Origin of the sequence: Pseudoalteromonas sp. S1650, assembly GCF_005887195.1 — a bacterium.
GTDB lineage: Bacteria > Pseudomonadota > Gammaproteobacteria > Enterobacterales > Alteromonadaceae > Pseudoalteromonas > Pseudoalteromonas simplex.
Genome location: NZ_PNDF01000012.1, coordinates 59,444 through 85,911 on the forward strand (window position 1 = coordinate 59,444; position 26,468 = coordinate 85,911).

Genomic DNA, 26,468 nt, shown 5'->3' on the forward strand with positions numbered 1-26,468 from the left:
GCTAGGAAAGTGAGAGCTACTAAAAACAAATTCCCATAGCATAAACAACACCAACTCTGACACACCGAGCAGGTAGCTGCTTAGTCAAACAAGCGATCACGTAATACAAACTGCGTGTTGCATAAATACTAAAATGTTAGGCCCTATGCGCACACTTGGCAACAGTTAAAACTCAAGGAGATTAAATGATTGGATCAATTTGGAGTAAATGGGATTTACACATTCACTCACCATATACTCATCAAGCTAATGAATATGGGGCCTCTACTATAGACGAGTTTGTTGACAAAATAATCTCTTCAGAACTTAGCCTAACCGGTATTACCAATTACTTTTTCTTTAAAGATAATGAATTAGATGAAATCAGAGGAAAGTTTCAAGAGAAAGGTGTTGAACATACAGTTTTAGGAAACCTCGAGTTTCGTATTGATCAACAAAATAAAGACGGTGAGTGGATTAACGTCCATTGTATATTTTCGGAAAATATTACCAGTCAGCAGATAAACAGCATTTTATCCACTCTTCCAATCTCCAATACAACTTCTGAAGGCAAGCATATCTATTGCTCCCAACAGTCTTTTACTGACTGCCAAATTAAAACATCTGAAGCGATTGTAAAATTTGATTCATTGCTAGCTCATCTAAATAACAACTTAAAGTTTGGAGTCGATTTTTTAATAGCAGCTTGCCCAAATGGTTATGGTGGCTTTAGACCTGATATGACGGAAGGGAGGTCACTAGCAGTTGCACTAGAAATAGAGAAACGGTGTCAAATTATCTTAGGCCGACCTCAAGACAGGAACTTTTTCCTTAAAGAGAATAGATATCCATCAGCTAAGCAAAAGCCGGTTTTTCATGCTTCAGATGCTCACAAGTTGGAAGATATAGGAACAATGTACTCTTGGGTTAAGGCTAAACCAACCTTTGAAGGCTTAAGGCAATCTATTATTGAGCCAGATCTGAGAGTTCAGCAAACTGACGACTTTGTCGAAAATACATATATAAAGCCTTGGTTTAAATCAGTTGAGTTAGGTGGAAAGGTATTTGCTGGAGAGGATATTAGCTTTTTTAGTCAAACTATCCCATTAAATCCAAACCTAGTCACAATAGTGGGCGGGAGAGGGACAGGTAAAAGCCTTTTTCTAGATGCGATGCATTCAAGATTCAATCATCAATCTGAGCACTCAAATGCACGAAGAGTAAGTGGAGAAAGTCTTTGCGTTGAACTAGATCAAGGTGATGGGACAATATTAAAGTTTGACTCATCGGCAAATACCTACTCCTATTTGCATGTTTCTCAAGGAGATGTTCAACACTTTAGCCAAAAGCCTGATGATCTAAGTGGTGAAATTAAAAGAATGTTAGGAATTCATCGTGCGGAATTTGATTCTGTTACCAGCTCTGAAATATCAAATAACTTGAGTAAATATCGCACGTTCGTTGAATATTGGGAAGATGTTGATTCTCAAAATCAGCGTATTAATACGCAACAATATCAACAAAGCGTTATCGATAATAATACTCAGTTAATAGGGACACTTACCAATCCACAAAATAAGCTATTAATTGAACAATATCAAAAGAATTCAAAGAGTATTAATGAAAAAAATAACTTCATTGATGAAGCAAGAGGTACCCTAGCTCTGTTGAATCGGCACGCAATAGAAATAAATCAGAAAATCATACTCTTAAATTCCAATTCTTGCTCAACCAATCTGGCACCATTAATTGATGAGTCTTTGATTAAAACTCCCATTAATCAAAATATTGATATATGCAATAAGGAAATAGAAGTACTAACTGAATCAAATAGTGAAATAGCGAGACAGTTTAGAGAACAAGGTATCAATCAAGATATATCATCCCTGTTAAGCAAAGTGACTGAATATCAAAAATCTATTGATCAGGCGTCATCAAAATTATATGAGATAAACCAAAAGACGAAGGATTATCAAGAATTTGTTAAAGAGCGTGGTGAACTTGCATTAAAGTATAAAGAGTATATAGATTTCCAAAAAGACAATATAGATCAGGCTTTTCAAAAGTTGAAGATAAAACAGCCCGGCTGGAATGATGAGCAAAATGAATTAGTTCAGGAAATTCTTTCAGACATACATATTAATGGTCGTGTCGTATTTAATGTAAATCATTTTTACAGTGGAATTGAAGAATGCCTAAATCGAGGTAAATTCAGAAACACAATTGAAAAATCTACTTTTGAACGGTTACAAGAAACATTTTGCGTAAGATCTATTGATGACTTTTTCAAGCTTCTTTCCGGCGAAAAAATCATCAACTGTGATGGAGTTCCAACAAGAATTGAGGAGTTCTTTTGGAAGCCTGAGTTCTTTAATAAAGGAGGACGATTTGAGTTGTTAAATTACCTCTACTCACCTTCAAATATTAGAAAGTACCTATATGCAAATGCAGATTTCCAGTACAAAGGTAAAACAGTCAATAAATTATCCGTAGGTCAACGGGGTACTTTCTACGTTTGTTTAAAATTAGCAACAGATCCGTTCGGCAGTCCATTTGTATTTGATCAGCCGGAGGATGACTTAGACAATGAATTTATTATGTCACAGCTGGTTCCCCTGTTTAGGAAAATTAAAAAATATCGACAAGTTATCATAGTTACTCACAATGCAAACTTGGTGGTAAATACCGACGCAGAACAAATCATTATTGCTGATAACCAAGGTGATAGCATCCGCTATACTTCAGGTTCCGTTGAAGATGGTAATGTTAAGGAAAACAAAGGTATAAGAGCAGAGGTTTGTAATATTTTGGAAGGTGGGAGTTATGCTTTCGAGAAAAGAGAGCGCAAATATGGTATTCAAGAATTAGCCTAAAAACCTACTACTCAAACACGCTCTCACTAAATAAAACAAAAAGCGCGACCCAAATAAGCCGCGCTTTTTGCTATCTATTTCACAATTAAAGTGTGTAGCTAAAGGTTAATTTAGCATTACGCTCTTCACCTGGCATTCCGCCTAAGAACATTGCTTTTGAGTAATAGGTTTTGTTAAACAAGTTATTTAGGTTTAACTGTAGTTTCCAATCATCTGTTTGGTATTGAATGGCGGCGTCGTAAACCGTGTAGCTCGGTACGTAGCCATCAGGTATACCAAACGAGGTTGAGTTTGTGCTGCGGTCATCAACATATTGTACGCCTGCGCTAATTGTCAGTGGCTCGGCTAAATCAAACCATTTAGCGTCATAGCTTAACCAGCTGCTTGCTGTTACATAAGGCACACCTTTTTGGCGAGTATCGAAAGATGATGAGTTAGGGTTTTTCTTATCGCGAGCGTCTTGATACACCGCGTTTACGTTAAGTTTCCACTGCTCGTTTAAATCGGCATTTAAATCAAGCTCAACACCTTTGGTTTGCTCTTCACCATCGTAAAAGCTTTTTGGTACTGAGGCATCAGATACACCGGCTTCGTACTCTGGGTTGGCATACTCAAGGTTGGTACGGGCACTATCAAATACCACAAGTGATGCCAGTAGTTGATCGTCAAAGGCTTTTACACGCATACCAATGTCGTTACTGACTGACTCGGCGTCATCGCGGTCTGCTTCGTTACCCGATACACTACCAAGTACGCTGTAGGCAGTACGGCCTTTAGAGTGGTTTACAAAGAACGAGATATCATCGCTAAGTTTGTAGGTTGCACCTAGGTTGTAGGTCATACCGCTGTCTGATGTATCTGCTTCTGGTGTTGGCTCGGCGGCACTAGCGCGGTAGCGCGCATCAACACCAAAGTGTTCGTAGCTTTGTTTAATACGGTTAAACGCAACACCTACACGGGTTGTGAAAGTGTCGTGAATATAGGCAACATGTTGAATACCCACACCCCAAGCTTGAACCTTTTTGTTGTAATCGCTGGTTTTTAGCGGATCGTAGTCGTAAAAGCTGCCTTCGCCCCAGTTCGGGTTACGAATATCAAAAATGTAAGGTAATTGACCTTGGTAAATAACCTCTCCATCTTTGTTTTTAATGACCTTGTCGGCATCGTAAATTGAGTATTGTTTAAAACGAATATCGCGGTCTTCGTAGTTGGCGTTTACAAGTAGTTCGTTATCGATTCCGGCAAAGCTAAAGTCATAACGTAAGTCAGCAAAGTATTGCCATGATTTCTCGTCAGCCTCTACTTGGCGGTATTCTTGGCGACGCGCTGCAAATGGGTAAAGTACGTCATCAACCACTAAAGGAGCGCGCGGGTCGGCATTGATCACGCCATTACGGTTCCAATAAACATAGTTATAAGCACCCGTTTGGCGGGCAAAGCTCGATTCGTAATTACGGTATTGTAATTGCTGATTTAAAAATAAATTATCAGTAATAAAGTAGTTATGGGTTAACTTAAAGCGCAGCTCTTCGCCTTCGTTGTCATTCGCCATTGGCGAGATGATACCGTTATGACCAAAAGTGTAAGGTGTTAGGCCATCATTTGCTGCCAGTGAGTCAGCTAATTGTTGGCGTTGCTGTTCGGTTAGTTGCAGGCCTTGTGCAGTTGCGTCGTTAATTAAATCGGCGGCGGTTACTTCACCTGCGGTTTTGCCATTCACTGAGTCGCTGTTAAAAATACGAATAGGGTGGCCAATTGAGTCAACGGCAATGGCATCTTTAATATAAGCGGCAGAAATCATGATGTCTTGTTTGTCGCTTAATACGTATTTTAACGCGCCATAAATTTCATCACGGTCGTCTTTTAAGTCGCGGTAGCCATCGCTGCGAGCGGTTTTTGCGTTAACGCGATAAGCAAGGTTGTCGGTTAATGCTGCTGTGCTATCAAAGCCTAATGAGTAGCTATCCCATTGACCAAGTTCTGCATTTACCGTGTGTTTTTCAGTAAATTGTGGTTTCTTCTCGATTAGGTTGATAACACCACCTGCGCTACCCATACCATATAAACCTGTTGCAGGGCCTTTAAGTACTTCTACAGATTCAACATTGGTCATTGAGCGTGTAGGGTTAAAGGTGTTACCTAGGCCTGCACCGCCATACATGCCATCGTAAGTATAGTTAGCGCCTAAACCGCGGATCACTAAGTTATCACCAATACCGTAGTTGTTACCGGCTTGGGTTACACCACTGATGTTACGCACTAAGTCTTGTAAGTTAGTTGCGCCTTGCGAGTTGATAAGCTCTTGATCAACAACTACAACAGGTGCAGGTGTTTCCATTAGGGTCATATTTGACTTTGTGACAAGGCCAGATTCAAGTACCACACGGTTTTGTTTGTCGTAAACGGTAATACGTTCAACTGAGTCTAAATCGTTGGCGTTTGCATTGAATGCGCTTAAGCAGGCTAGGGCTAAAATTGAATATTTATATGTCATGATTATAGGTAATTGTCGAAATTTTTCGGCAATGATAATGCGAGACATTTTCATTTCAAGTTTTATTTAACCATTATGAGTATTTTTTTAACCTAGATACATTTTTTTAACGGGTGTGTTTTTTGTTGGTAAATTTGTTTTCAAAATGGTTACATGAGGTGTGGTTGGCTTTGCAAGTGCAAAGCCAACATTGTCGCTTATTTAAAAACTTTACCGTCTTTCATTACAAATTGTACATCTTCAAGTACTGCAATGTTTTCAAGCGGGTTGCCTTTAACGGCAATAATATCGGCTAAGAAACCGCTTTTGATTTGCCCAAGTTGATTATCAGCTTTAAGTAGTTTGGCACTATTGATGGTGGCAGACTGCAATGCTTGCAGCGGTGTCATACCAAATTCAACCATACGCGAAAACTGCTTTGCGTTATCGCCATGAGGGTAAATCGCTGCATCGGTACCAAATACCATGTTTACACCTGCTTTTACTGCACGGCTAAAGCTATCGCGTTGCTTTTTAGATACTTGGCGTTCTTTATTGAGGTTTTCTTCTGCAACCCCGTTTTGTTCGCCAAAGGCAAGGGTGTACTCAGTGTTGTAAATATCCATTGAGAACCAAGTGCCGTGTTTTTTCGCAAGTTTAATGGCTTCGTCATCAACAAAGCTAACGTGCTCAACACTGTCTACACCGGCAACAATGGCCGCTTTAATACCACTGGTACCGTGCGCATGGGCTGCAACGGTTAGGCCACGTAAATGAGCTTCGTCAACAATGGCGCTCATTTCATCTTGGCTATATTGTTGAATACCGACTTTTGTGCCTTTTGAAAATACCCCGCCTGTAGCGCAAAACTTAATAGCATTAGCACCGTACTTAATGTTTTCCCGTACTTTAGCGCGCACTGCCCATGGGCCATCAGCAACACCTTCGGCGGTGTATTTCATTTCTGGTGGTAAACGGTTGTTATCACAGTGACCGCCAGTAACACCTAAAGACGGGCCAGCCGCCCAAATACGCGGGCCAATAATATCGCCTGCATTAATGCCATCGCGTACTGCAATCACGCTGTAGCCTTCTGCGCCTAAGTTACGCAGCGTTGTAAAACCTGCATACAGTGTTTTTTCGGCAAAGTGTGCCGCTTTAATTGCTTTACGCGGAATCGATTGACCAATTCGCTCACTGCGCGGCACGGTAGGATCGCTCGTTAAATGCACATGCATATCCATTAAACCCGGCAGCAAAGTCAGTTCTGGTAATTGAATGTGCTTATCGCCGTCTTTTAAGTTTGGCTGTTTATTGCTTTGTACAGCTGTAATTTGACCATTATCTATACTGATAAGTGGTGATTTAATCAATTTACCTGAATTTACATCTACCATGGCTTTTGCCGATAAGTAGGTAGTTGCGTAGGTATTTAAAGAGGTTAGGCAAGCTAGGCCTAGGCTAATAGCAAGAGCTGTCTTTTTCATTTTTATTCAAAATTGGTAAGTCGAGCCGCCACTCTAGCAATCAGCTTACAAAGTGTAAATAAACTGCGATAAGTTGCAGCGATACTTGCTAAATAGGGAACTAAACCCTCATAATTTACGCGTACTTAATATAAGGGCAGGGAAAGAATGAAAAACGTAAAACTAGCACTACTTAGTTCGGCAGTGATGTTTGCATTACTTGGTTGTAATGAATCAACGCCAAGCAACGAAAAAACAACGCAGGCAGTAAGCAAACAAGCACCAAGCGCAACGTCAGCCACAGAGCAACTTGATTTATTACTAGCAGATTACTTTGAAGCAGGTTTAAAATTTAGCCCTGTTAGCGGCACTTACATTGGCCGTAGCGAATTTAACGATCAATTTATTGCACCCATTAGTAAAGCCAACCGCGACGAGCGGCTTAATTTTGTTAAAGAATACCAAAATAAATTAGCAAATATCGACAAAGCGCAATTAAAGGGTCAGTCATTATTGAGCTACGAAATTCTAGCGCGCGATTTAGACCTTGCGATTGAAGGTGCTCAATTTCCAAGTTACTTAATGCCAATTAACCAAATGGGCGGGGCACATAATACCTTTGCTGCGTTAGGCTCTGGGCAAAGTGCACAACCTTTTAACACGGTGGAAGATTATCAAGCATTTGAAAAACGTGCTGATGGTTTCATCGCGTGGTTAGACAGTGTTGAGCAATCAATGCGTCAAGGCATGAAAGACAAAGTGGTTCTTCCTAAACCGCTTGCTGAAAAACTATTACCGCAATTTCAAACTCATATTGTAGAAAAACCAGAAGAGTCATTATTCTGGGGGCCAATTGCTCAGTTACCTGAATCTTTCAGCGACGAGCAAAAAGCACAGCTAACAAGCGCGTACACGGCGATGATCAGCGAACGTTTAGTGCCTGCGTATCAAAAAATGGCTGACTTTTTAGCGAATGAATACATTCCAAATGCCCGTGAAAGCATTGGTTACAGCGACCTACCAAATGGTAAAGCATGGTATGAGTATCAAATTAAACAGCATACAACGCTTAGCCTAAACGCCGATGAAATTCATGACATTGGTTTAAACGAAGTATCGCGCATTTTATCTGAGATGAAAAAAGTCAAAGAGACTGTTGGTTTTGAAGGCGATTTAAAAGCGTTTTTTGAACACCTTAGAACCTCAGATGAGTTTTACTACGATACGCCAGAAGAGCTAATTGCTGCGTACGAAGCAGTAAAAGAAAAGATTGATGCTAAGCTGCCGCAAATGTTCGATATTGCGCCAAAAGCGCCATACGTTGTAAAAGCAGTTGAAGATTTCCGCGCTGAATCAGCTGCGGGTGCATCTTACCAGTCGCCAGCGCCAGATGGCTCACGCCCAGGTATTTTTTATATCAATACCTTTAATCTAAAAGCACAGCCTAAGTTTTTACTTGAAACCTTGTCTATTCACGAAGCCGCGCCGGGTCACCACTTTCAAATTGCCTTGCAACAAGAAATTGAAGGACTACCGCTGTTTCGTAAATTCGGTGGCTACACGGTATTTGCAGAAGGTTGGGCATTGTATGCAGAAAGTTTAGGTAAAGAGCTTGGCTTATTTACCGACCCTTACATGTGGTACGGCCGTTTATCAGATGAGCAATTACGTGCAATGCGCTTAGTGCTTGATACTGGTTTTCATGCAAAAGGTTGGACACGTCAACAAGGTATTGATTACATGTTGGCTAACTCATCAATGGCCGAAAGCGACATTATCGCCGAAGTTGAGCGTTACATTGCATGGCCGGGCCAAGCGCTGTCGTACAAGTTAGGTCAGTTCAAAATTCAAGAACTACGTGACTACGCGAGCAAAGAGCTAGGCGATAAGTTCGACATTAAAGCTTTCCATACGCAAGTTCTGATTGATGGCGCATTACCGATGCCAATTCTTGAAGAGAAAATTAAGCGTTGGGTTAACGAGCAAAAGTAATCGCTCAAACACGCTAAACTTTGCGCGCATGCTGGCTTTACGCTAGAATGCGCGCTGTTTAGGGGCTTTGAGTAATACCATGTTAGAAGATCAATTTTGGCTTAAGCGCTCGCTTGAGCAAATGTCACAACCCGAATGGGAAGCTATTTGTGACGGCTGTGGTAAATGTTGTTTAAACACATTTATCGACAGTGAAGACGAAGATGAATTTACCGCAACGGATCAACTTCGCGAGGGTGAAGAACTAATCTTCACTAATATCGTTTGCCAATACCTAGACAACGACACCTGTGGTTGCAGCGAATATGCGAACCGCCAAACTTTGGTGCCTTCATGTGTAAAGCTCACTAAAGAAAACCTCAAAGATATCTTTTTTATGCCGCAAAGCTGTAGCTACCGTCGCCTTTACGAAGGCCGTGGCCTTGCGTCTTGGCACCCGTTACTGAACGGTGGCAGTAAAGATTTGATGCATGAGTTAGGTATTTCTGTGCGTGACAAAACAGTGAAAGACTGTGACGTAGACCTTGATGACTTTGACCTTTACGTGGCCGAATGGCCAACCAGAGACATTGATTAATGAGCGCCCTTAAAGCAAGCATTGGCCTGTTAAACCCAAAAAGCCCAACCAATGTGGGTGGCGTACTACGTGCTGCGGGTTGTTACAACGCCAAGCAGGTGTTTTTTACTGGTAGCCGCTATTTACGCGCTAATAAGTACCATACCGATACTAAAAATGTGCTTGAGCATATTCCGCTAACGCAAGTTGAAAGCCTAGAGCAAGCAAAGCCTGAAGGTGCCACAACTGTGGTGATTGAGCTTGTTGAAGGTGCAACGCCGCTGCCTGAATTTAAGCACCCTGAAAACGCATTTTATGTATTTGGCCCTGAAGATGGCTCGGTGAGTAAAGACGTGCTGAAATGGTGTGATGAAGTAGTGTATGTGCCAACCATAGGCTGTATGAACCTAGCCGCAACCTGCAATGTTGTGCTGTACGACCGACTTGCCAAACTCGGTGGTATTGAGAGTTCAAATGACACCATTTGCAATAGTCGAGACACTAACAACTCACTTAAATGGCAACAAAAAAAGAGCGCTAAATAGCGCTCTTTTTAGATTCAAACTCAAAACTACTTTTTAGTAATTTGTACGTTACTTTCAAGGCCAATGCCGTTGTCGGTAATGTCTGTGGCAAAATAAACACCGACAGGTTGGTCGCGTAGCGAATCAAGCTCAGCCATTTCTTCATCACTTAATTGACCCGTTGCAGCAATCGTATCAAGTAAAGGTAATAAGATTTTTTGTACGTCGAATGCCATGTTCACAAAGCCATTTTTAGTGACACTTTGCGACTCTAAGGTTTCGGCGATTTGTGCTGACTTATCACCCGTGAAAATCACAATATGATTGCCTTTAAGTGCCATTTTTATATCAAAGTTAAGTGGCACAGGTGATGGAATGTATTCATTGATCAGTACTGCATCACAATTGGCTGGTAGTTTTATGTTAGCAAGCGGCGGTACAAAACCTTGCGCAATTGAATACAAGCCATGGGCATCAGTTGCCGATAGGGTAACGATGGCATCAAGCTTGTCTATTTGTGGGCCGTTGTAGTCATCGATAGTAAATGCAGCGTCTTGAACGCTCACACTCATACCTTGTACGCCATTAGCAAAGCCCGACATCATAGCAAGGCCTGCGGTGCTTACTTCTTGCATTTCATTCTGTAGTGCGACAATTGGCCCACAGTTAAACTCAGCTGATTTAATTGCACCGGTTAGTGTGTTAGTTAGCGGCAGGACTTTTGCTACATCAATACCATAAGCAACACTCATCATTTGCCCGTCAAGCCCAGTGGTATGTTTTGGCACAAAACCACGCACGGCTTGTAGTGTATTTAGTAAGTCTTGATCTGTGCTTTGCAATACTGCTTTTACGTCAAAGTCAGCGTAGTCGGCGGTAATACGGGTTTTTGTTGTGCCAGATACTGTTGCAGGCCATTTAGCGGCAATGGCAGCAATATCATCTTGACACTCAGGTGTTGAAATCGCTGCTAATGCGTTTGATTGCTGGGCTTTATCAAGTAGCTCTTTGAGCATCTGGTGTAAGCGAGAGTCTTCTTTGCCTGTTACAGCATTAGCGATACGTTGATGATCAACAAAGCCAACCGAGTTGCCATCAAGCGAGAAAGTTTTAATAAGCTCAGGTAGCTTTTTAGTCTCAGCCAGTGATTGAGCCGGTTTTTCTACGCCAAGGGCAATACGTAAATCCTGATCATTAGAAAGCGCAGTGGTCAGCGTTAAGGTAGCCCAATTGTTATGAGTTGATGCAATTAGGTTGAAGTTATCTAAGCCTTCAAGCTCAATGGCAAAGCGTGTGTAGCTTACGCCTTCAAGGCTTTCGGTTGTATAAGCAATACCTGCTTCATCAGCAGATTGTTTAATGCTATTGATAATGCTGCTTTGATCAGCGACCTGAAAACGCACAATCGGCATTAAACCTTGCGCGTACATCATGCCTTTGTAGTCATCACCAAAGCCCCATATCGATTTGAAGGCATCGTAAGAGCTCAATGATTGCTGGTATTTTTCCATCAGTGATGCAAGGAATAGGGCATTCTTATCATCAACTGTTTTAAGCTCAGCAATGATGGGCGTTAAATCGCTCGTGCCTTTCATTGCATCTGGCATAAGCGCAAAGTATTTACTGTACGGAAACGGTTTAAGTTGACCATAAAAAACTGCCGTATCGGCAGGAACGTATGCAAGCTCAGGTAAATCTACATCAACACTGGCTTTATTTTGTGAGTACAACAACGCACCTGCAACAATGGCAATCGCGCCCCCAGCAAGAAGCTTATTATTCATAGGATGAATTCCTTTTTCTAAAATTAGGAGAAAACATACCATGAAAGCCGTTTTCTGACCAATGTTGCTGTTTTAAACGGATTGAATTTTTGTAACAAGTTATTCACCGCAAAGCACAGTTTAAACTTTTAACCTATGTCATATTTTAATAATACAAATAACAACATGGAGTAGATGTTTTGCAGGTAACTCAATTATTTAAAAGCGTGTCAGCCGTTGCTATGACCGCCATTCTAGCTGGCTGTAGTGTTAAACCTTTGCCACTTGATCCAAGCGTTGGTGATACTGGTCAGCCATTATCGGCAGTTGCACTAAAGAGCGATGTGCAATTTTACGACTTATCACTTGAAGTGTTTCCTGATGATAAACGCATTAAAGGGGTGTCGAAAACGCAGTTTAAAATGCTATCTGCAAGCCAATTTGTTGAACTAAAACTTGATAGCCGATTTTTAATCACTGCAATTACCTCAGACGATAAAACACTTAACTATACCCGCAATTCAGGTGTGCTAAACATTGATTTAGGTAAGCAATACCCTGCGGGCAGCACAGTAAGTGTTGCTGTGGCCTATGAGGGCAACCCCCATATTGCTAAAAACGCGCCTTGGGATGGCGGTTTTGTATTTGCTGAAACAGAAAGCGGCGAGCCGTGGATAGCTACCGCAGTGCAGGGCGAAGGTTGTGATTTATTCTGGCCTTGTAAAGATCATTTTGCTGACAAAGCTGATAGCATGCGCATAAGGCTCACAGTACCAAATGGTTTAAGTGCGGTAACCAACGGGGTATTGCAAAGCGTAAAACCAGTCGGAGCAAACAAACAACAATTTGATTGGCTGCTATCTGTGCCTGCAAGCGACTATAACATTGCCCTGAACATAGGCCCGTATCAACTTATTGAGCGTAGTTATACTAGTATTAATGGCACTGAGGTTCCGATTGAATTTTGGGCACTTGCTAAACACACACAGCAAGCGTCGATGCTAATAGAGCAGGATTTGCGTTCTCAAGTCGCGTTTTTTGAGCGCTTTTTAGGGCCTTACCCATGGGGGAATGACAAACTGGGCTTTGTTGAAACACCGCATTTAGGTATGGAACATCAAACGATCAATGCTTATGGTAAAAAATATAAGCGTGATGCTGGCGGTTATGATTGGTTATTACAGCATGAGTTAGCTCATGAGTGGTTTGGTAATTTAATGACCCATGAAAAACTCAACGATGCATGGCTACACGAAGGCTTTGGCAGTTACATGCAGCCAAGTTATAGCTTGTATAAATTCGGTGAAGCGGCCTATAACCACAGCATGTATAAGTCGTATTTAGGGCTTAAAAACTGTAAAGCCATTGTTCTTGATGGCGATATAACCTCAGATCAAGCATTCAACCCAGATATTTATGGCAAAGGCAGTTGGACTTTACATACCTTACGCTGGTTAATTGGTGATGAGTTATTTTGGCAAGCCACCCGTGAGCTGCTTTATGGGGTGAACGACACCAAGCAATTGGCTTATCCAATTTCACCGCGATATCGAAATACCGATGAGTTTATTGCTATTGTTAACCGCTTAACGGCGAAAGATTATAGCTGGCTGTTTGATGTGTATTTAAAGCAGGCTCAATTACCGGAACTTGATGTTATTCAATCAGCTAACAGCTTGACGCTGAAATGGAACAAAGACTCTTTGCAAGGTAAGCCATTTCCTATGCCAGTTCCGGTGCAAATAAACGGCTCGTTGCAAACTTATTCTGTTGAAAATGGCGAGATTAGCATTGCTTTAAAAGCGGGGGATCATGTGGTGATCGATCCAAACATGAAGGTATTTAGGTATTTACCAATTATCGATAAATGTAAAACTGAGCAATAGCGAAGAAGCCCGGCATAAACTACTTTATACCGGGCTTATTACTCAACCTAAACAAAGTTCTAGGCTAAATCGGCTGCGCTAGGTAAAGACGCAAATGCACCATAGCGGCTTACTGCAAAAGCGCCAGCTTTAGCTGCATAAGCAATGGTTTGTTCGATATTCTCTGGCGTTTGGCAAAACGCTTTAAAGCTTTGTTTGTTTTCACAGTGCTGACCAATCTTTGACAGCATGCCGCCAATAAACGCATCACCTGCGGCGGTGGTATCAACCACTTTTGTCGCTGGTGGGCTAACTTGACCTTTAAAGTCTGCGTGATAAAAGCTGATTGCTTCGCCGCCATTGGTAACTAGCAAACAGGTTACACCGGCCTTTAAAATGGCATCAATAGTATGCTCAAGTGGCATTTCTTGATGGCTTTTTTGATTTAAAAACTCAAGCTCTTCAAATGAGAGTTTAACGATATCTGCCAGAGAAATAACATGCCACATTCTATCAAGCGTATGGCGCATACTTGGCCACAGGTTTTCGCGCAGATTCATATCAAAGCTACAGATTGCACCAGCTTTTTTCGCCTGCGTTAAACCATAAATTGTTGTTTGATAGATATTGTGCTCAGTCAAACTGTTGCTGCATACATGCATGATGGCGTGATTTGCAAACATTGCATGCTCAAAGTCGTCCACTCGATACAGTAAATCGGCAGCTGGTGGGCGATAAAAACTAAACGAGCGTTCGCCATTTTCATCGAGTGATACAAACGCCAATGCTGTTTTAGCCGCATCGGTGAATGTACAGTAATCAGTGTTTACCGCATGCTGCTCAAGCTCTTGTTTAATAAAGTGACCGAACATATCATCGCCTAGCATACCGCAAAAGCTGGTGTTTAGGCCTAGTTTTGCTGCTGCAACAGCCACATTGGCTGGTGCGCCACCTGCGTATTTGGTAAATGACTCTGGTTGTTTACCATCTGATAAAAAGTCGATTAATGCTTCGCCAAAACACACTAAACTCATTATGCATTCCTCAAGGTTAAGGTTCTTAATACTTCGTAGCAGGCACCCATAGTATGGTAGTCGGTTTTGCCTGCTGGCGATTTTTCGTCACTGTAGGGTTGGTTTTGTGCTGATAAAATGCGATACCACGCACCATATTGGTGATCTACCATATGTTGCCAACTGTACTGCCAAATTTTTTCGTACCATTGCCAATAGCTTTCGTCATTTGTAGCATCAGCGAGTAGGGCTGCTGCGGCTAATGATTCGGCCTGCACCCAAAAGTATTTATCGCTATCACAAATTTGTTTATCTGGTGCAAAGCCATAGAAAATGCCCCCATGTTGCTGATCCCACGCGATGCTTAGTGTTTCATCAAACAGGCTTTTAGCGCGCGTTACCAGCCAAGGTTCATCAATATGGCGGTTTAAAATAAGTAACAGTTTTGTCCACTCAGTTTGATGACCTGGTTGAAATCCCCAAGGTCTAAATAAATGCTGCGGGTCATCTTTGTTGTAATCTAAATCGAGTTGCCAATTTTTAGAATAGTGTTCCCAGACAAACTGTTGGCTCTGTGCAGCCAGTTTTACTGTGAAAGTTTCGGCAAGTTGTTTAGCACGTTTTAAATAACGGGTCTCGTTGGTTGCTTCAAAACACATCAGTAAGGCTTCGCATAAATGCATATTGGCATTTTGGCCGCGATAGTCATCTGCACAGCTAAAATCGGCATTTTGCTCATCTAAATAGGCATTATGCAGGGGTTCAAAGTAGTGCTGCTCTAATAAATCCCAAACTTGCGAAAGGGTATTTTTGCAGTCGTTTACCCCTGCTTTTAAGGCTACTGCGTTTGCAAGCATAACAAAGGCAAGCCCGTAGCAATGATTGGTGTCGTCTAACACGGTTACTTTGCCGTTATCATCTTGCTCAATAAGCCAAGCATAACCACCAGATGCTTGTTTATGCGCATGTTCAAGGTGAGCTAAACCATGTTTAGTGAGGCTTAAATATTCTGGCTCTTTAAACTCTATGTACGCCATTGCATAGTTAAAAACAAAGCGGGTGCTCGAGACTAAATGGCGAGTGTGTTTATCGTAGATCGCGCCATTATTTTTAAAGAACTGATAAAAGCCAGCTAAGCCATGGGCTGAATGATCAACACAATGGGGGTGATAAAAAGCAAGGGTATCTTGAATATGCTGCTTAAGAAAATCAGGGCTTTTAAAGTTAACTGTGGCCATGCGTTATTAATAAATCTGTGTACATCTTGCAACTATAGCAGGAAATAAAATAATTGGAACGTTCCTAGTAAATCTTTGTGCTATTTTTACTTCAATGTGTAGAATCAAAGGTAACTTGTTAACGGAGTGAAAACCACGTGAGTGAAATAAATACAAACCAATCGTTTGTCGCCGATGGTTCGCAGCAAAATAAAAACTACCTGCTACCACTGACAGCAATGACAACCCTGTTCTTTTTATGGGGTTTTATTACAGTTTTAAATGACGTGTTGATCCCGCGCTTAAAAGGGGTATTCGATTTAACCTACACAGAAGCAATGCTGGTTCAGTTTTGTTTCTTTGGTGCTTACTTTATTGTGTCGCTACCAGCGGGTATGTTGGTTAAAAAAATGGGCTACAAAAATGGTGTACTAACTGGCTTAGTCGTAGCATCAATTGGCTGTATGTTATTTTACCCAGCGGTTGTAGTACATGAGTACTGGTTATTTTTAGGTGCGTTATTTGTATTAGCGGCAGGTATTACCGTATTACAGGTATCTGCTAACCCGTACGTTGTGGCGTTAGGTCCTGAAAAAACGGCGTCGTCACGTTTAAATTTAGCTCAAGCACTTAACTCACTCGGTACCACAGTTGGTCCATATGTGGGTGGTATTTTATTCTTTGGTACAGCAGGCACGTTAGCTGCAAACGCGGCCACCGCTGAATCTGTCAAAGTGCCTTACCTCATGCTTGCAGCTGCACTACTGACCATTGCTGTAGTATTTGCCTTCTTTAAATTACCCGTAATTGCAGAGCACACAGAAGAGCAAGACTGCAAAGCGAAAGGCCACAGCCTAGCTGAAGCACCTCATTTAATGATGGGTGTTGTAGGTATCTTCTGTTACGTCGGTGCTGAGGTTTCAATTGGTAGCTTCTTAGTAAACTACTTTGGCGAAGCGCACATTGCTGGCCTTGAAGAGCATGCGGCGGCAAGTCTAATTGCTTATTATTGGGGCGGTGCAATGGTGGGTCGTTTCATTGGCTCTGCAGCATTGCAAAATATTGCGCCTTCAAAAGCGTTATTCTTTAATGCCATGATGGTTATTGTATTGCTGTTAGTGACTATATTCACTGAAGGTGATGTGGCGCTTTATTCAGTACTTGCGATTGGTTTATTCAATTCAATCATGTTCCCGACTATTTTCTCTGTTGCTATTGAAGGCCTAGGTTCACTCACAAGTAAAGGTTCGGGTTGGTTATGTTTAGCAATCGTTGGTGGCGCCTTAGTACCATTAGTACAAGGTGTGGTAGCTGATACAGTAAACATTCAACAAAGCTTCTTTGTACCTGTGATTTGTTATGCATTTATCGCTTGGTATGGCTTAAACGTTGTACGTTTAGCAGATAGCTGGAAAAAACGCATCAGCTAAAAATAACTATTAATAAAAACCCCGCACAGAGTTGCGGGGTTTTTTTGTGCCATTTTTTGCTTTAGCCAACAAAATTAGATGACAGAATGATTTAATGAATACGTATTCAGGGGTGATTAAAGCGGTAATTTATAGGAACGTTCCAAAGGGTGTTTTGCTGCTTTTTATTAATGTGGCTTTAGAAGTTGAATGTGCTGCCGCTAATAAAGTAATTGATTTATAAAGAAAGCGTACTTTAATTATAAGTAACGATTTCCTAGTTTTAGCTTAATTTTATAAGACAAATGGCTTTAAATTTGTTAAATATAAAAGTGCTAACAACGAAAAAAATAACAAATAGGTTTGTCATGCAAAGCTCCAAAAGCACTTTGAAATTTACCACCAAGGTAACTGCGGCTGCATCACTGGTTTTAGTGATTGTGCTCGGATTATTTACCGTCAATAACTTCGTCTCTATGCGCAGTCAAACGCAGGAGCAGCTTTCGCTTGTTCTGCAAGAGATTTCTCAATCAGTATCGCAAAATATAGCTAACTGGTTAAACGCTAAATTAGCGATTGTTTCGTCTGTCGCAGACACCTATCAGCTAGGTGATAGTAAAGAGTTAACGCTTAAACAACTAAACACAGCCGACAAAGCAGGTGATTTTAAAAATACTTATATTGGTATCACAGATGGCACTTTTGTATTAAACGACCAATCTGTTGTTTTACCACCCGATTACGATGCTACCAAACGTCCATGGTACAAACTTGTTGAAAATAAAAGCAGTACTGCGTTTACAGCCCCTTATATTGATGTAACTACCAATGAACTAACTATTTCTGCTGTAGCGCCAATGCAAGCAAACGGTGTGTTTAGTGGTGTTGCGGGTGCCGACATCGACATGAAAACGATTACCAAAATCGTCAACGAAATTGACTTTTTAGGGTTTGGTTATGGCTTTTTACTTGATAGCGAAGGGCATATTTTAAGCCACCCAGAAACGAAGTTTATCGATAAAAACATGCGTGACTTATTTGGCAAAGACTTATCGCTTCAATCTGAGTTTGTTGAAGTTCAAATTGATGACTCAGACAAATTAGTATCGTTTACCAAGGTTAAAGGTATTCAAAACGTTGATTGGTATTTAGGTGTAGTTATTAACGAAGAAATAGCTTATTCATCGGTTGCCTCATTTAGAAATATGGCAGCTATTTATATGCTGTTAGGTATTGTCGCGATTGTACTGATGATGCAGTTTTTACTTCGCTACTTAATGCGCCCAATGCAGCGCTTGAACGATGCAATTAAGGATATTGCACAAGGCGAGGGGGATTTAACCCGTCGTCTTGAAGTTGAAAATAATGACGAGTTTGGTGAGTTGAGCCATTACTTTAATGCGTTCATCGAGAAGATTCATACATCAATCGAGCAAGTTAAAAATACCACCGTTGAGCTTGAGCGCTTAGTTGAGAGTTTAGTTAATCAAACGCAAGGCACGCTCGACATGTATGCTGACCAAACAAAGCGTACAGATAACGTAGCAACTGCAATCAATGAACTGACATCGAGTGCGGTAGAAATCTCAAATAGTGCAAGTAATGCGTCAACCTTAGCAACCAGTGCTAACAGCCAATCATTACAAAGCCAATCTGCATTAGCTGATAATTTAACGGCAATTAATGCCTTGTCTCGTAATATGGAGCAGGCGCAAAAAACCATTAATAGTTTAGATGCACACACCGTAAGCATCGGCCAAGTGCTTGAAGTGATCAAAGGGGTTAGTGAGCAAACTAATTTACTATCCCTTAATGCCGCAATTGAAGCTGCCCGTGCGGGTGAAGCGGGTCGAGGCTTTGCGGTTGTCGCCGACGAAGTACGCCAACTTGCGCATCGTACACAGCAATCAACGCAAGAAATCGAAGACACAATTTCTCAGTTACAACAAGGCTCTGCGTCTGCGGTTGAAGTAATGACTGCAAGTATTCGTGATAGCGAAAAGAGTGTTGAACAAGCACATGTAGCAGGCGATAAAATGGCAGAGGTAACTCGTGCCATTGAGTCAATTGATGAGGTGAACCACAGTGTTGCAAATGCCACGACTGAGCAAAACCAAGTCATTCAAAGTTTAGACAGTGACATACACTCAATTAGCGAGCTTTCTAATCAAGGCCAGAGCAATCTGAATAACACCTTAAACGAGTGTACAAAATTAAAAGCACAGTTTTATGAGCTCGAAAAATTAGTGCTCAAATTTAAAGTTTAGTTGTTAAGAGACTGCAATTTTGGATCAAAACTGGCTTAATGCCATTACTTTAAACAGTGTCGACACGGCGGATAAACAGCGCCGTGCCTTCACCTTATTTACCATGGCTTTTTTTGCCATTGTTTTAATTACTTCGTTGGTGTTATCTAACTATCAAATTTACGCTTTACCATTAACTATTATGTTGGTTGTGAGTGATGTAACCATCGTGCTGTGCATGCTGTATTACTTTCGCACAGGTGCTCTGGTGCCTGTTAGCTGCATTATTTTATCTATTATCTTATTGCTTTGTCTGGCCTTAGTGTACACCGGCGGTAAAGAGAATACCGCTTTATATTGGCTAATGTTTTACCCTATTGTGGCTTATGTCACCTTAGGGTTAAAAGTGGGCAGTGTGTTGGTTGGGATTATGTATGCTAGTGCAGTTGCACTGCTGTTTAGCCCTAATTTTGGTCAAGCACACTATGGGCAAGTTGAAACTTCACGCTTTTTAGCGTCCTTTAGTTTAGTAATTTTGTTCGCTGCGATTAGCGAATACTTTAGACAAAAAAGCCATCAAAAAATTGCTGGTATTACCTTAATAGAAAAACGCGATGCATTGACTGACCCACTAACAGGCCTTGCCAATCGTCGTTACATTTATGAACATATTCAACCCCGCCTTGAAGCTGAAGCGGCAAACTACTTACCTATGTCGGTATTATTAATTGATTTAGATAATTTTAAGTCACTCAACGATAGTTATGGCCATGATTTTGGTGATCAAGTACTTATTGCATTTACTTCTATGTTGCACGATAAACTGCGAGGAACCGATATAAAAGCACGCTATGGCGGCGAAGAGTTTATTATTTTGCTACCTAAAACAGGGCTAACAATTGCACACTCTGTAGCTGAAAAGTTGCGCGCTTTTGTTGCTCAAAAACAGATCCCCTATGATGTTGGGCAATCTATATCTATAACTTGCAGTATTGGTATTGCCAGCCTCGAAAGGGGAAGCCAATTTAGTAAAGCAATTAAGCATGCTGATGAAAACTTGTATAAGGCCAAAGCAAAAGGGCGCAATCTAGTTGTGTCAGGTTTAAGTGAGGTTAATTAAATGGCAAAGCTAATTTATGTTTATGACCCAATGTGTAGTTGGTGCTGGGGCTTCAGAGAAACTTGGTTAAAGCTTCAAGCAGCCATTGGCGACAAACTTGCTATTGAATATAAAGTGGGTGGCCTTGCGCCTGATTCAGATGAGCCAATGCGAAAAGAAATGCAGCAGTTTTTACAGCAAACATGGCAGCGCATTGAGCAGCAACTTGGCACACCATTTAATCATGAGTTTTGGCATACCGCTCAACCACGCCGTTCTACTTATCCAGCATGTCGTGCAGTGCTTGTTGCAAGGCAGTACAATAAAGAGCACGAGATGCTCTATGCCATTCAAAAAGCCTACTACCTAGATGCACAAAATCCATCTGACATCAGCACCCTTGCAAGCCTTGCTGAGCAAATAGGGTTAGATAAAAATGCATTTATTCACGAAATAGAAAGTGAAAAAATAAATTCATTACTTATGGACGAAATAAACCAAGCCAGAAGCTTACCTATTCAAGGCTTTCCGTCTTTAGTTCTTGAAAATAAAGGGCTCTATGCTGCTGTCCCTGTTAATTATCAAGACTGGCAAAGTACTTATCAGCAAATCCTATCCCATATTTAGTTCCCGAAACCCTGCAACTTTTGCCTTATCTTTGCGCAATATAAACTAATTGTTACAGCTGTCATATTTTTGTATTTTTTGCGCAACATGCTTGTCATTTTTCATCGTTATCCTTTCGCATAATAAAACAACCCAACTAGCAAATTAAGCTAACTTAACGAGTAAAGGTGTATGCGATGAAAGGCGTTAAACCACTGATTTTAGCAGGTATTGTAGCGGCATCTGCAGCAGTACATGCAAACGATCTAGATAAAGTAATTGATAAAAGCAGCGAGATAAACAAATCTGCAGCGCAATCACAAACTAAAATCGACAAGATTGCAGATTCAATGCAAGGTCGTTTACAACAATTCAAAGCCCTTAATAAAGAAATTGACGGCTTAACTGTTTATAACGCGCAACTTACTAAGCAATTAAACAACCAAATTGCAGAAATGGACGCGTTAAACGAGTCAATGGATCAGGTATCAGTTATTGAGCGTCAAATTACGCCGTTAATGATGCGTATGATCACAGGTCTTGAGCAATTCGTTGCACTAGACGTGCCTTTCTTAACTGAAGAACGTAGCAAGCGTATTGCATCATTAAAAGAAATGATGGACCGCGCAGACATCACTTCAAGTGAAAAATTCCGCCGCTTACTTGAAGCTTACCAAGTAGAAGTTGATTACGGTCGCACTATCGAAGCGTACACATCATTACTGAATGTAGATGGCCAAGAGCGCGAAGTGGATTTCTTACGCATCGGTCGTTTAGAACTTATTTATTTAACACGCGACGGCAAAAAAGCAGGTAGCTGGGATACACAAACAAAATCGTTTGTTGAATTACCAGATTCTGCAATCAGCCAAATCAACAAAGGTTTACGCATTGCACGCAAGCAACTTGCCCCAGATATGTTAACACTGCCAGTCCACGCTGCTGAATAAGAGGTTTGAGATGAAATTATTAACGAAAATGACAAAAATGGCCGTGTTTGCAGCTGGCCTTGGTTTTGCCGGTAGCAGCCTAGCAGCTGAGCCAATGGATTTAGACTCATTACTAAAAACATTAGAGCAAGGTAAAGCACAGCAAAGCGCTGAAAATAAACAACGTGAACAAGAGTTCATGGCGCGTCAAAACGAACAAGTACAAATGCTCAAAGATACACAAGCAAAACGTACTGCAATGCTTAACGAGTCGGAGCGTTTAGAAACTCAGTTTGAAGAAAACGAAGTAAAGCTAGCTAACTTAACAGACACGCTTTCAAACCGCATGGGTTCACTTAAAGAGCTATTCGGTGTGTTACAACAAGTAGCGGGTGATTCAAGCAATAAATTCATGACGTCAGTTGTTTCTGCAGAGCTTCCTGGTCGTAGTAACTTCATGGATGAGCTGGCACAAAAAATGGGTTCAACGTCAAAGCTTGCTTCTATCGATGATATCGAAAAAGTATGGTTTGAATTACAACGCGAAATGACTGAGCAAGGTAAAGTATCTCGCTTTACAACAGATGTTATCGTCGAAGGTGGCAGCAAAGCACAAAAAGAAGTGGTGCGAGTTGGTGCATTTAACTTAATCGCTGATGGTAAATACCTAGAGTACACACCAGCTACAAATACAATCAGCCAGCTTACGCGTCAGCCTAGCAGCCGTTACACAGCAACTGCAGCTGATTTACAACAAGCAAACTCAGGTGTTGTACCGTTTGCACTTGACCCAACTGGCGGTTCAATCTTAGGTCTTTTAGTACAAGCACCAGATACTGAAGAGCAAGTTCACCAAGGTGGTACGGTTGGTTACATCATCTTAGGTGTTGGCTTAATCGCTTTACTAATCGCACTTGAGCGTTTTGTATCTCTAATGATTATGGGTAGCAAAATCCGTCGTCAACTTAAAGACACAGTGGCACGTGATGACAACCCTCTTGGTCGCGTAATGAAAGTGAAAGATCAGTACCCAGATGTAGCGTACGACACGCTTGAGCTTAAATTAAGCGAAGCAATCATTCGTGAAATGCCAAAAATTACTCGTAACCTGACGCTAATTAAGATTATCTCTGTGGTAGCACCACTACTTGGTCTACTAGGTACGGTAACCGGTATGATTAACACCTTCCAAGCAATTACCTTGTTTGGTACAGGTGACCCTAAACTAATGGCGGGTGGTATTTCTCAGGCACTTGTAACAACGGTACTTGGTCTGGTTGTGGCTATCCCTACAGTATTCTTATACACACTTCTTAACACGCGCTCTAAAAACATGCTGTTGATTTTACAAGAGCAAAGCGCAGGTATCATCGCAGAGCGAAGCGAGAAAGGAGCATAAATCATGGTGCTATTGATTGATGCAATCAATGCTCTACGTGATTTCCTCGACACAGGTGGCCAAGTTCTCTTGGTCATCGGGGTCCTCATCTTCGCGATGTGGTTATTGATACTTGAGCGTTTTATGTATTTTTTTGGTGGCTTTAAACGCTACAAGAAAGACGTAAAAAGCACTTGGAGCAATAGAGCAGAGCGTAACAGCTGGAACGCAGAGCAAATTCGCCAAGCGATGATTTCACGCGCTGGCATGCAACTAAATAACAACCTTGCGCTAATCAACGTAATGGTTGCGTTATGTCCACTTTTAGGTCTGTTAGGTACCGTAACCGGCATGATCGAAGTATTTGATGTAATGGCAATCACAGGCACAGGTAGTGCACGTTCGATGGCATCAGGGGTGTCTAAAGCCACTATCCCAACAATGGCCGGTATGGTGGGTGCACTTTCAGGGGTTTTCGCCTCAACTTTCTTACAACGTCGTGCAAAACGCGAAGTGCAATTACTTGAAGACAACATGGTCTTAGACCACTAAACGAATTTTAGGGTGATGTGAGCATCACCCACTAGGAGACTAATAATGAGAGCGCCACTAGGTAACTTATTTCAAGAAGACGACGCAGAAGAAATCAACATGACACCAATGCTAGACGTTGTTTTCATCATGCTTATCTTCTTTATCGTAACTGCATCATTCGTAAAAGAAGCCGGTATTGATGTAAACCGCCCTGAAGCAGCAACAGCAGTGAAAAAAGAGCGTGCCAACATCTTAGTTGCTATTTCTGACAAAGGTGAAATTTGGATCAACAAACGCCAAGTAGATGTTCGTGCAGTTCAAGCAAATATCGAGCGCTTAAAAGCTGAAAACCCACAAGGTAGCGTGGTTATTCAAGCTGATAAGAAAGCCACAACCGATATACTTATTAAAGTAATGGATGCATCGCGTGCTGCAGGCGCATTTGATGTGTCGATTGCTGCGCAAGAAGCATCATAAGGAATGTGAGCGATGCGTTATATAGTTGCATTAATCATCGCTGGTATTGTGACTGTTATGCTGTTTTTAGGCATGCAGGCACTGATCACCGGTGGTGAAGGGGCCATGTCTGAGCCCGTAAAAGGAAACGTACTTGATTTTGTTCGTCTGAAAAAAGAAGAGACAGTGCAAAAGAAAGAACGTAAACCGCAAAAGCCACCAACGCCAAAAGAGCCACCTCCGCCAATGGAATCACCGCAAATGCAAAACAGTGATCCTAACGCGAGTAATGCCAACTTTGACTTTGGTGCCAGTGTTGAAGCCGACGTTAACTTAGCTGGTGGCTTAGCCCTTGAATCAAGCGATGGTGAATACCTACCGATTGTAAAAGTAGCGCCTGTTTACCCGCGCCGAGCTTTATCGCGTGGTATCGAAGGCTATGTGATTGTTGAGTTTACAGTAACCAAGCAAGGCACAGTTCGTGACCCGAAAGTGATTAAAGCTGAACCAGAATCACTGTTTGACCGCGCTGCGATGGATGCAGCACTTAAATTTAAATATAAACCGCGCGTTGTTAACGGTGAAGCTGTTGAAGTAGCGGGCGTACAGAACAAAATTTCTTTCCAAATTAACGGTTAGAAAAGAGGAATGCGATTATGAAACCTTTAAAAGTTGCCGTGATTTGCGCGGCTGCTTTCACAAGCAGCCTTGTAGTCCCAAGCGTTGTTAGCATGTTACCAGGTGTGACACTGGCAACAGCTTACGCTGAGGAGCAAAAAACTAAACGAGTACCTGCACTGCGTGAAAAAGTGTATAGCCAATTAGCACGAGCACAAAAGCTGGCTGATGATGGTGATGCAAAAGCAGGGCTAGAAGCACTTGATAGTATTCAAGAGCGCTCTTCAAGCATGAACTCGTATGAAATTGCCATGATGCATAATTTCTACGGTTTTATTTACTACAACGAAAACGACTTAGATAAAGCAATTGCCTCGTTTGAAAAAGTAGTAAACGAAGATGCGATTCCAGAAACATTACGTGTAAGCACCACCTTTAGCTTAGCGCAACTTGCCATGGCTAATAGCGATTACGAAAAGGTAATCAAATATTTAGCACAGTGGGATGTGATTAACGACAAGCCGAAAACAGATGCTTATTACGTATTAAAATCTCAAGCGTATTATCAGCTTAAAGATTACCAAAAAGGCATTGAGAACATTAACCTTGCTATCGCTGAAGCCGACAGCAAAGGTGAAATGCCAAAAGAAAACTGGTTAATCTTACAGCGTGCTATGTATTACTCACTTAATCAGTCTGACAAGGTGGTCGAGGTACTTGAGCGTTTAGTTAAGCTTTACAACAAGCCAGAGTACTGGGTTCAGTTAGGTGGCATGTACGGTGAAACGGGCGCAGAGAAAAAACAATTAGCGATTTTAGAAGCGGCATATCAACAAGGTTTCATGAAATCTAAATCAGATTTACGTCAATTATCGCAAGTTTATTTATACAACGGCCTGGCTTTTAAAGCGGCGAACGTGATGAGTAAAGCTATGCAAGACGGTGTCGCTGAAAAATCAGCGAAAAACTATGCCTTTGTTGCAGAAGCAATGGTACAAGCAAAAGAGGGTGAAAAGTCACTTGCTTATTTTGCAAAAGCCGCTGATTTAGTGTCGCATGGTCAGTACGAACAACGTATTGCAGAGGTAAGCATTAACCTTGAAAAATATGAAGAAGCAGCGGATGCAGCACGTAAAGCCCTAGATAAAGGCGGCTTAGAGTTTGAATCAAATGTGTATGTTGCCTTAGGTATGGCGCAGTACAATTTACAAAACTTTGATGCCTCGATTTTAGCGTTTGAGCAAGCGGAAAAACACAAAAAGTCGCAGCGTTTAGCTGAGCAATGGATCAAGTATGTGAAGCGTGAAAAAGTGCACGCCGAAACATTACGTACCGCTTTACTCTAAATCGTATTCAACAGGTAAGCGTACAAAAGAACTAATTTATAATCGCAACACCAAAGCTGCCTTCGGGCGGCTTTTTTCCGTTCCTAAAATTTACTAACTTACTCTTTTTTAAATAATTAATATTGT

General features: G+C 41.5%; 20 protein-coding genes. 15 read left to right on the top strand and 5 right to left on the bottom strand.

Translation table 11 applies throughout. From position 1 onward, the window contains the following. The first annotated feature begins 185 nt into the window (after positions 1–185). Complete coding sequence (locus CWB80_RS03420; RefSeq protein WP_138600810.1) at positions 186–2,852, top strand: TrlF family AAA-like ATPase; 2,667 nt, start codon at positions 186–188, stop codon at positions 2,850–2,852. A gap of 85 nt (positions 2,853–2,937) precedes the next feature. Here the strand turns inward: CWB80_RS03420 and CWB80_RS03425 are convergent, their stop codons facing one another. Both CWB80_RS03425 and CWB80_RS03430 read right to left on the bottom strand, forming a co-directional pair. Further along, the gene (locus CWB80_RS03425) at positions 2,938–5,394 is read right to left on the bottom strand and encodes a TonB-dependent receptor (protein WP_502704998.1); all 2,457 of its coding nucleotides are present in this window, start codon (positions 5,392–5,394) and stop codon (positions 2,938–2,940) included. Positions 5,395–5,543: 149 nt separating this feature from the next. Continuing rightward, a complete protein-coding gene (locus CWB80_RS03430) occupies positions 5,544–6,812 on the bottom strand; it encodes a Xaa-Pro dipeptidase (protein WP_138600812.1) in 1,269 nt (422 codons plus the stop codon). Positions 6,813–6,959: 147 nt separating this feature from the next. On the opposite strand from CWB80_RS03430, the gene CWB80_RS03435 reads away from it, so the two are divergent. The 3 genes from CWB80_RS03435 to CWB80_RS03445 all read left to right on the top strand — a co-directional run bounded on the left by CWB80_RS03435 (position 6,960) and on the right by CWB80_RS03445 (position 9,884). After that, positions 6,960–8,783 carry a DUF885 domain-containing protein gene (locus tag CWB80_RS03435; protein ID WP_138600814.1) on the top strand — a complete coding sequence of 608 codons (1,824 nt, stop codon included), beginning with the start codon at positions 6,960–6,962 and terminating at the stop codon, positions 8,781–8,783. A gap of 79 nt (positions 8,784–8,862) precedes the next feature. Continuing rightward, positions 8,863–9,360 (top strand): YcgN family cysteine cluster protein, encoded by a 498-nt coding sequence (locus tag CWB80_RS03440; protein ID WP_105173481.1) that lies wholly within the window; start codon positions 8,863–8,865, stop codon positions 9,358–9,360. Further along, positions 9,360–9,884 (top strand): RNA methyltransferase, encoded by a 525-nt coding sequence (locus CWB80_RS03445; RefSeq protein ID WP_054552060.1) that lies wholly within the window; start codon positions 9,360–9,362, stop codon positions 9,882–9,884. Before CWB80_RS03440 ends, CWB80_RS03445 begins: the two co-directional genes overlap by 1 nt. A 26-nt stretch (positions 9,885–9,910) precedes the next feature. On the opposite strand, the gene CWB80_RS03450 is transcribed toward CWB80_RS03445, so the two are convergent. Continuing rightward, positions 9,911–11,647 carry a hypothetical protein gene (locus tag CWB80_RS03450; protein WP_138600816.1) on the bottom strand — a complete coding sequence of 579 codons (1,737 nt, stop codon included), beginning with the start codon at positions 11,645–11,647 and terminating at the stop codon, positions 9,911–9,913. Between the two features lie 179 nt (positions 11,648–11,826). Here CWB80_RS03450 and CWB80_RS03455 point away from each other — a divergent pair, with 179 nt between their 5' ends. After that, a complete protein-coding gene (locus CWB80_RS03455) occupies positions 11,827–13,512 on the top strand; it encodes a M1 family metallopeptidase (RefSeq protein ID WP_249362502.1) in 1,686 nt (561 codons plus the stop codon). 59 nt (positions 13,513–13,571) lie between these two features. Here CWB80_RS03455 and CWB80_RS03460 read toward each other — a convergent pair whose 3' ends face one another. Together CWB80_RS03460 and CWB80_RS03465 are read right to left on the bottom strand one after the other, a co-directional pair. Then, positions 13,572–14,525: a carbohydrate kinase family protein gene (locus CWB80_RS03460; RefSeq protein ID WP_138600818.1), complete on the bottom strand. Its 954-nt coding sequence runs from the start codon at positions 14,523–14,525 to the stop codon at positions 13,572–13,574. Continuing rightward, positions 14,525–15,742 (bottom strand): AGE family epimerase/isomerase, encoded by a 1,218-nt coding sequence (locus CWB80_RS03465; RefSeq protein WP_138600820.1) that lies wholly within the window; start codon positions 15,740–15,742, stop codon positions 14,525–14,527. Before CWB80_RS03465 ends, CWB80_RS03460 begins: the two co-directional genes overlap by 1 nt. A gap of 137 nt (positions 15,743–15,879) precedes the next feature. On the opposite strand from CWB80_RS03465, the gene CWB80_RS03470 reads away from it, so the two are divergent. From CWB80_RS03470 to CWB80_RS03515, 10 genes are all read left to right on the top strand, one after another. Beyond that, the gene (locus CWB80_RS03470) at positions 15,880–17,151 is read left to right on the top strand and encodes a sugar MFS transporter (RefSeq protein WP_138600822.1); all 1,272 of its coding nucleotides are present in this window, start codon (positions 15,880–15,882) and stop codon (positions 17,149–17,151) included. 347 nt (positions 17,152–17,498) lie between these two features. Then, the gene (locus CWB80_RS03475) at positions 17,499–19,397 is read left to right on the top strand and encodes a methyl-accepting chemotaxis protein (protein WP_138600824.1); all 1,899 of its coding nucleotides are present in this window, start codon (positions 17,499–17,501) and stop codon (positions 19,395–19,397) included. Positions 19,398–19,416: 19 nt separating this feature from the next. Further along, positions 19,417–20,496 (top strand): diguanylate cyclase, encoded by a 1,080-nt coding sequence (locus CWB80_RS03480; protein ID WP_235373360.1) that lies wholly within the window; start codon positions 19,417–19,419, stop codon positions 20,494–20,496. Continuing rightward, positions 20,497–21,102, top strand: coding sequence for a DsbA family protein (locus CWB80_RS03485; RefSeq protein ID WP_138600826.1), 606 nt, complete (start codon positions 20,497–20,499; stop codon positions 21,100–21,102). A 176-nt stretch (positions 21,103–21,278) separates the two neighbouring features. Beyond that, entirely contained in the window at positions 21,279–22,031 is a 753-nt protein-coding gene (locus tag CWB80_RS03490; protein ID WP_138600828.1) for a DUF3450 domain-containing protein, read from the top strand. 10 nt (positions 22,032–22,041) lie between these two features. After that, the gene (locus CWB80_RS03495; protein ID WP_054552069.1) at positions 22,042–23,409 is read left to right on the top strand and encodes a MotA/TolQ/ExbB proton channel family protein; all 1,368 of its coding nucleotides are present in this window, start codon (positions 22,042–22,044) and stop codon (positions 23,407–23,409) included. 3 nt (positions 23,410–23,412) lie between these two features. Further along, positions 23,413–23,940 carry a MotA/TolQ/ExbB proton channel family protein gene (locus CWB80_RS03500; RefSeq protein ID WP_054552070.1) on the top strand — a complete coding sequence of 176 codons (528 nt, stop codon included), beginning with the start codon at positions 23,413–23,415 and terminating at the stop codon, positions 23,938–23,940. Positions 23,941–23,985: 45 nt separating this feature from the next. Beyond that, positions 23,986–24,399, top strand: coding sequence for an ExbD/TolR family protein (locus CWB80_RS03505; protein WP_138600830.1), 414 nt, complete (start codon positions 23,986–23,988; stop codon positions 24,397–24,399). Between the two features lie 12 nt (positions 24,400–24,411). Then, positions 24,412–25,017 (top strand): energy transducer TonB, encoded by a 606-nt coding sequence (locus tag CWB80_RS03510; RefSeq protein ID WP_054552071.1) that lies wholly within the window; start codon positions 24,412–24,414, stop codon positions 25,015–25,017. Between the two features lie 17 nt (positions 25,018–25,034). After that, the gene (locus tag CWB80_RS03515) at positions 25,035–26,342 is read left to right on the top strand and encodes a tetratricopeptide repeat protein (protein ID WP_138600832.1); all 1,308 of its coding nucleotides are present in this window, start codon (positions 25,035–25,037) and stop codon (positions 26,340–26,342) included. Positions 26,343–26,468: the final 126 nt, after the last annotated feature.

Excerpts from the sequence above, each read along its gene's own strand:
- CWB80_RS03490 (WP_138600828.1), top strand. The coding sequence starts at position 21,279 with ATGAAAGGCGTTAAACCACTGATTTTAGCAGGTATTGTAGCGGCATCT.
- CWB80_RS03500 (WP_054552070.1), top strand. The coding sequence starts at position 23,413 with ATGGTGCTATTGATTGATGCAATCAATGCTCTACGTGATTTCCTCGAC.
- CWB80_RS03420 (WP_138600810.1), top strand. The coding sequence starts at position 186 with ATGATTGGATCAATTTGGAGTAAATGGGATTTACACATTCACTCACCA.
- CWB80_RS03495 (WP_054552069.1), top strand. The coding sequence starts at position 22,042 with ATGAAATTATTAACGAAAATGACAAAAATGGCCGTGTTTGCAGCTGGC.
- CWB80_RS03485 (WP_138600826.1), top strand. The coding sequence starts at position 20,497 with ATGGCAAAGCTAATTTATGTTTATGACCCAATGTGTAGTTGGTGCTGG.
- CWB80_RS03425 (WP_502704998.1), bottom strand. The coding sequence starts at position 5,394 with ATGTCTCGCATTATCATTGCCGAAAAATTTCGACAATTACCTATAATC.
- CWB80_RS03515 (WP_138600832.1), top strand. The coding sequence starts at position 25,035 with ATGAAACCTTTAAAAGTTGCCGTGATTTGCGCGGCTGCTTTCACAAGC.
- CWB80_RS03430 (WP_138600812.1), bottom strand. The coding sequence starts at position 6,812 with ATGAAAAAGACAGCTCTTGCTATTAGCCTAGGCCTAGCTTGCCTAACC.
- CWB80_RS03465 (WP_138600820.1), bottom strand. The coding sequence starts at position 15,742 with ATGGCCACAGTTAACTTTAAAAGCCCTGATTTTCTTAAGCAGCATATT.
- CWB80_RS03450 (WP_138600816.1), bottom strand. The coding sequence starts at position 11,647 with ATGAATAATAAGCTTCTTGCTGGGGGCGCGATTGCCATTGTTGCAGGT.
- CWB80_RS03440 (WP_105173481.1), top strand. The coding sequence starts at position 8,863 with ATGTTAGAAGATCAATTTTGGCTTAAGCGCTCGCTTGAGCAAATGTCA.
- CWB80_RS03475 (WP_138600824.1), top strand. The coding sequence starts at position 17,499 with ATGCAAAGCTCCAAAAGCACTTTGAAATTTACCACCAAGGTAACTGCG.
- CWB80_RS03445 (WP_054552060.1), top strand. The coding sequence starts at position 9,360 with ATGAGCGCCCTTAAAGCAAGCATTGGCCTGTTAAACCCAAAAAGCCCA.
- CWB80_RS03460 (WP_138600818.1), bottom strand. The coding sequence starts at position 14,525 with ATGAGTTTAGTGTGTTTTGGCGAAGCATTAATCGACTTTTTATCAGAT.
- CWB80_RS03435 (WP_138600814.1), top strand. The coding sequence starts at position 6,960 with ATGAAAAACGTAAAACTAGCACTACTTAGTTCGGCAGTGATGTTTGCA.
- CWB80_RS03510 (WP_054552071.1), top strand. The coding sequence starts at position 24,412 with ATGCGTTATATAGTTGCATTAATCATCGCTGGTATTGTGACTGTTATG.
- CWB80_RS03505 (WP_138600830.1), top strand. The coding sequence starts at position 23,986 with ATGAGAGCGCCACTAGGTAACTTATTTCAAGAAGACGACGCAGAAGAA.